Annotated in this window: 12 protein-coding genes; 11 read left to right on the forward strand and 1 reads right to left on the reverse strand. The window is 66.0% G+C overall.

All coding sequences use genetic code 11. The features are described 5' to 3' along the window. Positions 1 to 42: 42 nt before the first annotated feature. Together RBT54_RS13605 and RBT54_RS13610 are read left to right on the forward strand one after the other, a co-directional pair. The gene (locus RBT54_RS13605) at positions 43 to 231 is read left to right on the forward strand and encodes a DUF3460 family protein (protein ID WP_320367610.1); all 189 of its coding nucleotides are present in this window, start codon (positions 43 to 45) and stop codon (positions 229 to 231) included. 68 nt (positions 232 to 299) lie between these two features. After that, positions 300 to 1736, forward strand: a complete 1437-nt coding sequence (locus RBT54_RS13610) for an exonuclease domain-containing protein (RefSeq protein ID WP_320367611.1) — start codon at positions 300 to 302, stop codon at positions 1734 to 1736. Positions 1737 to 1781: 45 nt separating this feature from the next. Here RBT54_RS13610 and RBT54_RS13615 read toward each other — a convergent pair whose 3' ends face one another. Beyond that, on the reverse strand, positions 1782 to 2480 hold the full coding sequence (locus RBT54_RS13615; RefSeq protein ID WP_320367612.1) for a Crp/Fnr family transcriptional regulator: 699 nt from the start codon (positions 2478 to 2480) through the stop codon (positions 1782 to 1784). A 255-nt stretch (positions 2481 to 2735) separates the two neighbouring features. Here RBT54_RS13615 and RBT54_RS13620 point away from each other — a divergent pair, with 255 nt between their 5' ends. From RBT54_RS13620 to RBT54_RS13660, 9 genes are all read left to right on the forward strand, one after another. After that, positions 2736 to 4652, forward strand: coding sequence for a histidine kinase (locus tag RBT54_RS13620; RefSeq protein WP_413788455.1), 1917 nt, complete (start codon positions 2736 to 2738; stop codon positions 4650 to 4652). After that, positions 4649 to 5293, forward strand: coding sequence for a two-component system response regulator NarL (narL, locus tag RBT54_RS13625; protein ID WP_320367614.1), 645 nt, complete (start codon positions 4649 to 4651; stop codon positions 5291 to 5293). Before RBT54_RS13620 ends, narL begins: the two co-directional genes overlap by 4 nt. Before the next feature lie 156 nt (positions 5294 to 5449). After that, entirely contained in the window at positions 5450 to 5986 is a 537-nt protein-coding gene (napF, locus tag RBT54_RS13630; protein WP_320367615.1) for a ferredoxin-type protein NapF, read from the forward strand. Then, a complete protein-coding gene (locus tag RBT54_RS13635) occupies positions 5983 to 6237 on the forward strand; it encodes a chaperone NapD (RefSeq protein WP_320367616.1) in 255 nt (84 codons plus the stop codon). Before napF ends, RBT54_RS13635 begins: the two co-directional genes overlap by 4 nt. A gap of 1 nt (position 6238) precedes the next feature. Further along, the gene (napA, locus tag RBT54_RS13640) at positions 6239 to 8782 is read left to right on the forward strand and encodes a nitrate reductase catalytic subunit NapA (RefSeq protein WP_320367617.1); all 2544 of its coding nucleotides are present in this window, start codon (positions 6239 to 6241) and stop codon (positions 8780 to 8782) included. 76 nt (positions 8783 to 8858) lie between these two features. Continuing rightward, entirely contained in the window at positions 8859 to 9737 is an 879-nt protein-coding gene (gene napG, locus RBT54_RS13645; protein ID WP_320367618.1) for a ferredoxin-type protein NapG, read from the forward strand. Beyond that, positions 9734 to 10669, forward strand: coding sequence for a quinol dehydrogenase ferredoxin subunit NapH (gene napH, locus RBT54_RS13650; RefSeq protein WP_320367619.1), 936 nt, complete (start codon positions 9734 to 9736; stop codon positions 10667 to 10669). Before napG ends, napH begins: the two co-directional genes overlap by 4 nt. Positions 10670 to 10746: 77 nt before the next feature. After that, positions 10747 to 11199, forward strand: a complete 453-nt coding sequence (locus RBT54_RS13655; protein WP_320367620.1) for a nitrate reductase cytochrome c-type subunit — start codon at positions 10747 to 10749, stop codon at positions 11197 to 11199. Positions 11200 to 11222: 23 nt separating this feature from the next. Continuing rightward, positions 11223 to 11843, forward strand: coding sequence for a NapC/NirT family cytochrome c (locus RBT54_RS13660; RefSeq protein WP_320367621.1), 621 nt, complete (start codon positions 11223 to 11225; stop codon positions 11841 to 11843). The last annotated feature ends 85 nt before the right edge of the window (positions 11844 to 11928 follow it).

The raw sequence follows: 11928 nt of genomic DNA on the forward strand, positions 1-11928 counted from the left end.
GTAGCGCGGCCGGCGCTGCAACCACATCAACAGGGGCCTCACATGGCGATGTACGAATCCGATCACACCAAGTTCATGCGCGAATGGATGGAGAAGCATCCGGAGCAGCGCGACGAGCAGAAGCAGGGCCGTGCCCTGTGGTGGGACAAGCCGCAGCGTGTCGACGAGCAGCAGCGCCTCGACGCGGCCGATGTGCCGGTCAAGCCCTACTACTACGACGCCAACCACTGAGTCCGGGCGCGTTTCCTGTTCTTGCGCGTGACTGAGCTCGCAACCGAGCGCATGCCCCGCAGGCCCGCATGAGCCTGCCGCGCCGTCTTGCAATCATCGATGTCGAGAGCACCGGCGCGCATCCGGTGCGCGACCGCATCACCGAGATCGCCATCCTGCGCATCGAGGACGGCGAGGTGGTGGCGCGCTGGGAGAGCCTGGTCGCGCCCGGGCAGTCGATCCCGCCGCTGATCGAGCAGGTCACCGGCATCTCCGACGCCATGGTGGCCGACGCGCCACCCTTCGCGGCCGTGGCCGATACGGTCGCGGCGCTGCTCGAGGGCTGCGTCTTCGTCGCCCACAGCGCGCGCTTCGACTTCGGCTTCATCAAGAACGCCTTCACCCGCATCGGGCGTGAGTTCGCGGCGCCCGTGCTGTGCACGGTCAAGCTGTCGCGCGCGCTGTTCCCCGAACATCACCGCCACGGCCTCGACGCGCTGATCGAGCGCCACGGTCTGGTGTGCGCGGCGCGCCATCGCGCCATGGGCGACGTCGAGGTGCTGTGGCAGTTCGTGCACCAGGTGGAGGCGGCGTTTGCGCCCGAGGTGCTGGCGCGCGCGGCCGAGCGCGCGATGAAGGCGCCGGTGCTGCCGCCGGGCCTGCCCGAAGGCATGCTCGAGGCCGTCCCGGATGTGCCCGGGCTGTATCTTTTCCACGCCGCTGCAGAAGCCCCTGCCGACGGACGGCGCGATCCGCCGCTGTTCGTTGGCCGTGCCCAGAGCCTGCGCGCGCGGGTCAGGGAGCACTTTGCGCCGCACGCGCGCAAGGGCCGTGACGCCGAACTGGCGGCCCGGGTGAAGCGCGTGGAGTGGATCGAAACCGCCGGCGAACTCGACACCTCGCTGCAGGAGCTGGCGCTGCTGCGCGACTTCCGTCCGCCGTACAACCGCCCGCAGGAACCCGCCGACGGGGCGTTCGCGCTGCGCCTGCTGGCCAACCGGCGGCGCGCACCGATGCACGAGAGCGTGCCGATTGCCGGCTCCGATCCAGCCGCATGGGAAGGCCTGTACGGCGTGTTCCGGAACCGGCGCGAAGCCGACAACCTGCTGCGCGAGCTGGCCATGCTGTACGGGCTGTGCCTGCGCCGCCTCGGCCTCGAGGGCGGGAGCGGTCCGTGCGCGGCGCATGGCGCCCGGCGCTGCGCCGGCGTGTGTGCGGGGAGGGAGTCGATCGCCGAGCACGATGCGCGCCTGGCGGCGGCGCTGGCCGGGGTGGGGGTCAAGCCCTGGCCCTGGGCCGGCGCGGTGCGCGTCACCGAGCATCACGCGGCGAGCGGGCGCACGCGTCATCACGTCTTCGACCGCTGGTGCTACCTGGGGAGTGTGGCCGACGAGGCCGCGGCGGTGGCGCTGGCAGCGAGCGCGCCGCGCAGCTTCGATGTCGATATCTTGCGGATACTCACTCGCTGGCTGGCGGTGCCCGCCCATCTGCAGCAGGTGGCGCCGTTTCCCGCGGGCGCAGCCTGAAGCGTTCGGTCGCTGGCTGGGGGGCTTGTCTGCGCTGCAGGCGCGTCAGTGCGCCGCGCAGCTGCGCAGTTCGGACAGCTTGCTGAGCACCATGCCGCGGCGGCCGCGCGGCTGGATCATGCCTTCACGGGTGAGTTGCGACAGGATGCGCGACAGGGTTTCGGGTGTCAGGTTGAGCTGGGCGGCGATGGTCTGCTTGTCGATGTCGAGACGGATCTCGCAGTGTTCGGCATCATCCGGGGCCAGCCGGGTGAGGTAATGCGCCACGCGTTGCGTGCCGCTGAGCTGGAACTGGACCTGCATGGTCGACATCAGGTCGTAGCTGGCGGTTGCCAGGCGCATCGACATCGACACCGCGAACGGGGTCGAGCTGACCATCGCCTCGCGCAACAGCCCGGTGGGCACGAACAGCAGTTCGCTCTGGGTCATGGCTTGCGCATTGACGATGTGCGGGCGGTTGAGCAGGGCGGCCTCCTCGCCGAAGAAACTGCCCGGATCGGCCAGGCGCACGATCTTCTCGCCGCCGGAGGGCGACAGCACGAAGCATTTGACGCGTCCGGCGAGCACGAGGTGGATGCCGCGCGGACAGTCTTCCTGCTGCACGAGCAGTTCGCCGCGCGCGGCATGGATCGGTCGCGCAGCGTTCTGGATACGTGTGCGGTCGGCAGCGTCGAGCATGTTGAAGGCGGCGAAGCGGGCCAGAAGATCCTGGGTATCGACGGCGGGTGCCTTGCTGCAGCTCATGCGACTCTCCTGCTGACGCCGTGTGCGGCGAACGAGCTGTAGACTAGCTGCTGATGTGTCGAATGCATGCTTCGGGGCGCCGCCGGAGAGCCTGTGGAGAGCGCTCGAATACCTCTAAAGAGGTATTTGAAAAATTTTGCAAGACTCTGATATTGAAAAGAAAATGAAAACGACGCAGCGTTTCCGGGGTGAAAACGACCTGCAAGGAGTATGTCGACGTTGTCGATGGGCCAGACCCTGGGGAAAAGGCTGATGATGCGATTTGCGATTCCACGGCCGGTGGTGCGGCGTTCGATCATGCTGCTGGTGTCGGTGGCCATGCTGTCGCTCACGCTGATCAGCCTGGCGGGTATGAGCGTCTCGGTACTGGTCGTCGAGAGCACGCGCGGCAGCGCGAGTGCGATCAACATCGCGGGCAGCCTGCGGCGCTACACGCATCGCGTGGCGAACCTGATCGCAGTCGATGCGCTGGGTGGCCGATTCGAGACCGAGCGCGTCGCTTCTGCCATGCGGGACCTCGAGCGTCAGCTCGAGCACCCGGCGCTGATGCGCTTCATCGAGCGTGCGCCGGGCGAACTGTTCGCCGCCACCTACCGTGGCGTGACTGCGTCCTGGCACCTGAGCCTGAAGCCGCGCATCGAGGCGCTCGGCAGCCTGGCGGGGCCGCCGCCGTCCGACCAGGTGGAGCTCCTGCTCAACGAGGTCGATGCCTTCGTCGAACAGCTCAACACCCTGGTGGCGGTGCTCGAGCACGACACCGAGACGCGCATCCATGATCTGCGCTTCATTCTCGGTGTCGCGATTGCGGTCACGATACTCGTCGTGATCATCGCGCTCTTCATGCTCCATCGTGCGCTGCTTCGACCGCTCAACGGCTTGCTCGACGCGGCGCGGCGCATCGCGGGGGGCGATTTCGGCGTCCGCGTGCGCTACACCGGTGAAGATGAGCTGGGTCGCGTGGGGAGTGGCTTCAACCTGATGGCGGACGAGCTCGCCAAGCACTATCACTCGCTCGAGCAGCGCGTTGCCGACAAGACGGTGGAGCTGCAGCGCAGCAATCGCTCGCTCGAGTTGCTTTACCACGCCATCGCCCGCCTGTATCAGTCGCCGACCTCGGTCGAGGCCTATGAGGCGACACTGCGCGACATCGACCGCGTGGCCGGCCTGCAGGGCAGCTTCGTGTGCATCGAGTCACGCCATGGCGGTCCGGCGAAGGTGATCGCGTCGTCGATCGGGCCGTGTCCGGACCGCGCCGCGGGTGGCGAAGAGGCCTGCAACGCCTGTCGCTCGGCTTCGGGCGGCGATGGTCTGGCGCTGCACAACCCGGCGCTGCTGCGCTTCCCGCTGCGCGATCGCGAGCACCATTACGGCATGCTGCGCCTGTCGCTGTCCGATGGCGTGCGCCTGGAGGACTGGCAGCGCCAGCTCGTCGAGGCCTTGTCGCGCCACATGGGGATGGCGCTCGGTGCCGCGCGACGAAGTGAACAGGAGCGCCTGCTCGCGCTGCAGGAAGAACGTTCGGTGATCGCACGCGAGCTGCACGATTCGCTCGCGCAGGCGCTGTCCTACATGAAGATCCAGGTGAGCCTGCTGCAGCCCGTGCTCGCAGACCCGGCGCGCAGTGCTCAGGCTGCGCCCATCCTCGCCGACCTGCGCGAGGGCATCAACGCCGCTTACCGGCAGTTGCGCGAGCTGCTGGTGTCCTTCCGTCTCGGCCTGTCCGCCGATCTCCCAACGCTGATCCAGGATGCCGTGCGCGAATACGGCACAAGGGGCGGTGTGGACATCGCGCTCGATGTCCACCTCGGGCCCTGCCTGCTGAGCCCCAACCAGGAGGTGCATGTGCTGCAGATCGTGCGCGAGGCGCTGTCGAACATGGTGCGTCATGCCAAGGCGCGTGCGGCGCGGGTGGCCTTGCATGGCGCGGCGGACGGCGAGGTCTGCCTGATCGTCGAGGACGACGGCAGCGGCCTGGGTGCACCGCCGGCTGATCTGCGCAACCACCACGGTCTGGCCATCATGCGCGAGCGTACGCGCAGCATGGGCGGAGAGATCGAGATCGCCTCGATGGATGAACACGGCACCCGCGTCCGCGTGCGCTTCCGCGCCGCGACCGGTGTCGCCACACCTGCTGCGGACGTCCGCAGCGAATTCGGAGACTCCAGCGCATGACGGAAACGCATCGCGTGCTCATCGTTGACGACCACCCGTTGTTTCGCCGCGGGCTCGTGCAGTTGCTGCAGGTCATACCGGGCTTTCAGCTGGTTGGCGAGGCCGCCGACGGCGCGGAGGGGCTGGCCCTTGCCCGCGAGCTGCGTCCCGACCTGATCCTGCTCGACCTCAACATGCGCGACGTGAGTGGGCTCGACGTCCTGCGCGGTCTGCGCGCAGCGCGCCTCGAGGCGCGCGTGATCATGGTGACCGTGTCGGATTCGGGCGAGGACGTCGTCGCTGCGTTGCGCGGTGGCGTGGATGGCTACCTGCTCAAGGACATGGAGCCGGAGGCCATGCTCGAGGCGCTGCAGGCGGTCGCTGCCGGGCGGATCGTGATCCCGGAGCAACTCAACCACCTGCTTGCTGCGGCCTTGCGCAGCGAGTCCCGTCCGCAGTCGATGGCCGCAGCTGGGCTCACCGAACAGGAGACGCGCATCCTGGAGAAGATCGCCGAGGGTATGTCGAACAAGCAGATCGGGCGCGAGCTCGACATCGCCGAAGGCACGGTCAAGGTGCACGTCAAGCACCTGCTGCGCAAGCTCGACCTGCGTTCGCGCGTCGAGGCCGCGGTCTGGGCTGTGGAGCGCATGCGCAGCTGAGGTCGCGCACGACCGACCTTGCGGCCCCCTGCCGAGGTTCCATGGCCAGGTTCGATGCCCGGGTTCATTGCGACCTGTTCGCAAGTTGATCGCGGTCAATAACCTGATGGAGCGAGTGGATTCTAATTCGCTTTGCCGTTCTATCAGGAAACACCCTTGGCTCCCGAGTCGTCCGCACGCGTTGCTACATCCCGCAGGGGCTTCCTGCGCATCGGAAGGCGTACGGTCGAGCCCGCCCGGCGCCCGCCCTGGGCGATCGATGAGGCGCTTTTTGTCGATCGCTGCACGCGCTGCGACCGCTGCATCGAGACCTGTCCCACGCAGATCCTGGTCCGCATGGATGGTGGCTTCCCCGGCGTCGACTTCAGTCGCGGTGAGTGCACCTTCTGCGGCGATTGCGTGAGTGTGTGCGAACCCCGGGCCCTGCTGCGGGGTGATGCCGCCGCGCTGCCATGGACCTTGGTGGCCGCGATCGGCGCCGATTGCCTGGCCGTGCGCGGCGTCGAGTGCCGGGTGTGCGGCGAAGTCTGTCCGGAGCGCGCGATTCGTTTTCGTCTTCAACTGGGTGGCGTAGCCCATCCCGTCCTCGATGCCGGCGTCTGCACCGGCTGCGGCGCCTGCATCGGTCCCTGTCCTGCTCGGGCAATCGCGATGCAGTCGGACAACAACATCCCCACCGAGAGGGAAACATGAATATTGCAAGTCTGGTCGTGCGGGCATTTCCCGCGGACTTCCCGGACGTGATCGAAGCCCTGAAGAAGATTCCCGGCGTCGAGCTGCACGGGTCGTCTTCCGAGAAGGGCAGCATCGTCATCACCATCGAGGACGGTGCGGGCTGGTCGGTGACCGACTCGATCCTGGCGGTGAATCTCGCCCCCAAGGTGCAGGGTCTGACGGTCGCTTATGAATACACCGATGCTGGTCTGGAATTGACGGAGGTCTGAAATGAGCATGAATCGACGCGAATTCATCAAGAACAACGCGATCGCCGCTGCGGCTGCCACCGCCGGCATCGGCATTCCGGTCGTGACGCAGGCGCAGGAGGGTGGCGCCAGCACCAAGGTGCGCTGGGACAAGGCCGCCTGCCGTTTCTGCGGCACGGGCTGTTCGGTGCTGGTGGGCGTGCAGAACGGTCGCATCGTGGCCACCCAGGGCGACCCGGACTCGCCGGTCAACCGCGGCCTGAACTGCATCAAGGGCTACTTCCTGTCCAAGATCATGTACGGCGAGGACCGCCTCACCAAGCCGCTGCTGCGCATGAAGAACGGCCAGTACGACAAGAACGGCGAATTCACGCCGATCTCGTGGGATCAGGCCTTCGACATCATGGAAGAAAAGTGGAAGAAGGCGATCAAGGAGCATGGCGTCGATTCCCTCGCCATGTTCGGCTCGGGCCAGTGGACGGTGTGGGAAGGCTATGCCGCCTCCAAGCTGATGAAGGCGGGCTTTCGCACCAACAACCTCGACCCCAACGCGCGCCACTGCATGGCCTCGGCCGTGGCCGGCTTCATGCGCACCTTCGGCATCGACGAGCCGATGGGCTGCTACGACGACATCGAGAACACCGACACCGTCGTGCTATGGGGCTCGAACATGGCCGAGATGCACCCCATCCTGTGGAGCCGCATCACCGACCGCCGCCTGTCCAAGGAAGGCTGCCAGGTCCACGTGCTGTCGACCTTCGAGCATCGTTCGTACGAGCTCGCCGACAACCCGATGATCTTCGTGCCGAACACCGACCTCGCGATCCTCAACTACATCTGCAACCACATCATCCAGAGCGGCAAGGTCAACAAGGCCTTCGTCGAGCGCAACGTCAAGTTCAAGATCGGTGAAGGCGACATCGGTTTCGGTCTGCGCCCGAACCATCCGCTCGAGGCCCAGGCCACCAGCAACGGGTACCCGGGTGCGGACGGCAAGCCCAAGGGCGATACCGGCGCAGCCAAGGATTGCAGCTTCGAGGACTTTGCCGCCTTCGTCTCCGGGTACACGCTGGAGAAGGTATCGAAGCTCTCCGGCGTGCCGGAAGACCGCCTGGTCAGGATGGCCGAGCAGTACGCCGACCCGGACCGCAAGGTCACCTCGTTCTGGACCATGGGCTTCAACCAGCACACCCGCGGCACCTGGGTGAACAACATGATCTACAACGTCCACCTGCTGGTGGGCAAGATCTCCGAGCCCGGCAACAGCCCGTTCTCGCTCACCGGCCAGCCCTCGGCCTGCGGTACCGCGCGCGAGGTCGGCACCTTCGCCCACCGCCTGCCGGCGGACATGGTGGTGATGAATCCGATGCACCGCGCGCTGACCGAGGAGATCTGGAAGCTGCCCGAAGGCACGATCTCGCCCAAGATCGGCTACCACGCGGTGGCGCAGAGCCGCGCGTTGAAGGACGGCAAGATCAAGTGCTACTGGACGTCCACCACCAACAACATGCAGGCCGGCCCCAACGTCAATGACGAGATCTACCCGGGCTGGCGCAATCCGGAAGCCTTCGTGGTGGTCTCCGACGTCTATCCGACCGTGTCCGCACTGTCGGCCGACCTGATCCTGCCGTGCGCGATGTGGGCCGAGAAGGAAGGCGCCTTCGGCAACGCCGAGCGCCGCACCCAGTTCTGGCGCCAGCAGGTGTCCGCACCGGGCGAGGCCAAATCCGACCTGTGGCAATACATCGAGTTCGCGAAGCGCTTCAAGGTCGAGGACGTGTGGCCGGAAGAGTTGATCGCCAAGAAGCCCGAGTACCGAGGCAAGACCTTGTACGACGTGCTCTACGCCAACGGTCAGGTCGACAAGTTCCCGCTCGAGGACGTGGAGAAGGCCAACGGCCACGCCTGGGCCGGTTACATGAACGACGAGTCGAAGGAGCTCGGCTACTACCTGCAGAAGGGTCTGTTCGAGGAATACGCCGCTTTCGGCCGTGGCCACGCGCACGACCTCGCAGACTTCGACGTCTATCACAAGGCGCGCGGCCTGCGCTGGCCGGTGGTCGATAACAAGGAGACCCTGTGGCGCTTCCGCGAGGGTTATGACCCCTACGTCAAGGCCGGTGAGGGCGTGAAGTTCTACGGCTACAAGGACAACAAGGCGATCATCTTTGCGCTGCCCTACCAGGATCCGCCCGAGATGCCGGATGCCGAGTACGACATGTGGCTGTGCACCGGTCGTGTGCTGGAGCACTGGCACACCGGTTCGATGACGCGGCGCGTGCCCGAGCTGCACCGCTCGGTCCCCGAGGCCCAGATCTTCATGCACCCGGACGACGCCCAGAAGCGCGGGCTGCAGCGCGGCATGGCGGTCAAGGTGTCCTCGCGCCGTGGCGAGATCGTCGCCCGTCTGGAGACCCGCGGCCGCAACAAGCCGCCGGTCGGACTGATCTTCGTGCCCTTCTTCGACGAAGGCCGGCTGGTGAACAAGCTCACGCTCGACGCCACCTGCCCGATCTCGAAAGAGACCGACTACAAGAAATGCGCGGTCAAGGTGGTGAAGGCTTAAGGCTCAACGACAGGAGGCGCAAGCCCCGCGCCCCGCCGACCGGGGGGACGGTAGCGGGTGCGGGCTTGCGATGACCATGAACGACAAGCTGCAACCAACCGGGCGTGCTGCAACCAGCGCACCGTCGCCGCGCCGCCGCTTCCTCAAGGATGCGGCGGGTGTCGCCGGTGGCGCGGGCCTGCTCGCGCTCGGTGCCGGGATGTACGCGAAGCAGGCGTCGGCGCTGCCCTCCACTGCCATCCGTCCACCCGGCGCGCTCCCCGAAGACGACTTCCTCGCGGCCTGCGTGCGCTGTGGCCTGTGCGTGCGCGACTGCCCCTACAACACCTTGAAGCTGGCCGAACTCGGCGACAACGTGGCCACGGGTACGCCTTATTTTGTGGCGCGCGACATCCCCTGCGAGATGTGCGAAGACATCCCCTGTGTGGTCGCCTGTCCGACCGGTGCGCTCGATCGTTCGCTCACCGATATCGGCAAGGCGAAGATGGGGCTGGCGGTGCTCATCGACCAGGAGAACTGCCTCAACTTCCTCGGTCTGCGCTGTGACGTGTGCTACCGGGTGTGCCCGGTCATCGACCAGGCGATCACGCTCGAGCGCATGCACAACCCGCGCTCGGATCGTCACGCCATGTTGCTGCCAACCGTGCATTCCGAGCACTGCACCGGCTGCGGCAAGTGCGAGAAGGCCTGCGTGCTGCCGGGCGAGTCGGCGATCAAGGTGCTGCCGATAAAGCTTGCGCAGGGCTCGAAGGCCGAGCACTACCTGCGCGGCTGGGAAGAGAAGGAAGCGGCCGGCCAGTCGTTGATCGGCGATCAGGTCGAGCTGCCCGTGCGTGGTCTCGAGGACAAGGCTTACGGCGACACTCGCGTCAAGCCGGGTGAAGGTCCGCAGGTGCCGGATTACAAGCCTGCCCAGCCGGGCGTTGGCGGCCTCGAATCGGGGTGGAAGCCATGAGCGCACAGACGACGACCGGCGGCGTGCCGGGGCGCAAGGTTCCGCCCAACAGCATCCGCGGCGCAGCGATGCGCGGCGTGGTTGCGCGACCGGGCCATGAGGCGGTGCAGGTCAAGGGTTGGTTGCGGGCGCACAAGTGGCTGCTGCTGCGGCGTGCGGCGCAACTGGGCATTCTGGCGCTGTTCCTCGTCGGCCCCTGGCTGGGGTGGTGGATCGTCAAGGGTAATCTTGCATCGAGTCTCACCCTTGGGGTCCTGCCGCTCACCGACCCATTCCTGATTGCGCAGCAATTCGCCGCGGGGCGGTGGCCTTACCAGGAGGCGCTGATCGGTGGCGGCATCGTGTTGGCCTTCTACCTGCTCTTCGGTGGGCGCCTGTTCTGCTCTTGGGTATGCCCGGTGAACATCGTCACCGATGCCGCCGCATGGCTGCGTCGCCGTCTCGGGCTCAAGGGCGGCAAGACGCCGGCGGCCGCCACGCGTTACTGGGTGCTGGGCTTCGTGCTGGTGATCGCGGCGGCGACCGGCTCGTTGGCGTGGGAATGGGTGAATCCGGTATCGATGTTCCACCGCGGCCTGATCTTCGGTTTCGGCCTGGCCTGGGGCATCGTCGGCGGCATCTTCTTCTACGACCTGCTGATCGCGCCGCGTGGCTGGTGCGGTCATCTGTGTCCGCAAGGCGCGTTCTACGCGCTGCTCGGGCGCAAGTCCGTGATCAAGGTCTCGGCGGACAAGCGCAGCGCCTGCAACGATTGCATGGATTGTTTCGCCGTCTGCCCCGAGCCCCAGGTCATCCGTCCCGCGCTCAAGGGCGTGGGGCAGGACCATCCCCTCATTCTGGATGCCGACTGCACCGCCTGCGGACGCTGCGTGGATGTGTGCGGGAAGGACGTTTTCCGTATTACGACCCGATTCAACAGGAGCGAGTCATGAGAAAGACCCCCACGCTTACCCGCTACGCGGGATCGCTACCCCCCGAGCGGGCTGTTTCATCTTGGGGCGGCCCGGCGATGAAACGACAAACCCGAAATCTGGTGCTCGCGCTCGTGGCCGCAGTCGGCTTCGGTGCGATTTCGCCGCCCGCGGTGATGGCGCAGGTGGTGAAGAGCATCCGCGGTGCCGATGTGGCCGATCAGGAACTGCAGGTGGGCAACTTCAAGGCCATGCCAGATCAGGCGCCCATCGACCGCGACTACGTGCAGCAGCCGCCGCTGATCCCGCACAAGGTCGAAGGCTACGAAGTCTCGATCAACTTCAACAAGTGCATGGATTGCCACGCCTGGAGCCGCTACAAGGAGTCCGGCGCGACCAAGGTCAGCCTGACCCACTTCAAGGATCGTGACGGCGGCGAACTGTCGAACATCTCGCCGCGTCGCTACTTCTGCATGCAGTGCCACGTTTCGCAGACCGACGCGAAGCCGCTGGTCGCGAACAAGTTCCAGCCGGCAGAAGGGCTGCGCTGAAGTATCAATAAACGGGGAAAGTCATGACCGACAACAACAAGAGCCTGATGCAGCGCATCCGGGGTGCCGGCTGGAGCGCCATCGTGCTGCTCTTCGCCTTGGGCGTGATTTTCTGGGGTGGCTTCAACTGGGCCCTGGAAATGACCAACACCGAGAAGTTCTGCATTTCCTGCCACGAGATGGAGGAAAACGTCTTCAAGGAGTACCGCAACACCATCCACTACCAGAACCGCACCGGTGTGCGCGCGACCTGCCCGGACTGTCACGTGCCCAAGGAGTGGGGCCCGAAGATGATCCGCAAGATCAAGGCTTCGCGAGAGGTGTACGGCAAGATCATGGGCACCATCAGCACCCCGGAGAAGTTCGCCAGCGAGCGTCTGCGCCTCGCGCAGAACGAGTGGACCCGCATGAAGGCGAACAATTCGCAAGAGTGCCGTAACTGCCATAACTTCGAGTATTTCGACTACTCGGTCCAGGGGCGCCGCTCGAATCAGATGCACCAGGCCGGCTTCGCCGAAGGCAAGACCTGCATCGACTGCCACAAGGGCATCGCGCACTCGCTGCCGCCGGTTGACCAGAATATCGGTGTCCAGCGCGATAGCGTCGCTCCCGAGGTGATGCACCCATCGGTCACGAAGGATTGAACCGCGCAGGAGACAGCGTCGAACTGACATGTCTGACCGAAGACGGCCCCACATCCGCTGATTTGATCGGCGTGGTGCTGGGGCC

Origin of the sequence: Thauera sp. (assembly GCF_034003485.1) — a bacterium.
In the GTDB taxonomy this organism is placed as follows: Bacteria; Pseudomonadota; Gammaproteobacteria; order Burkholderiales; family Rhodocyclaceae; genus Thauera.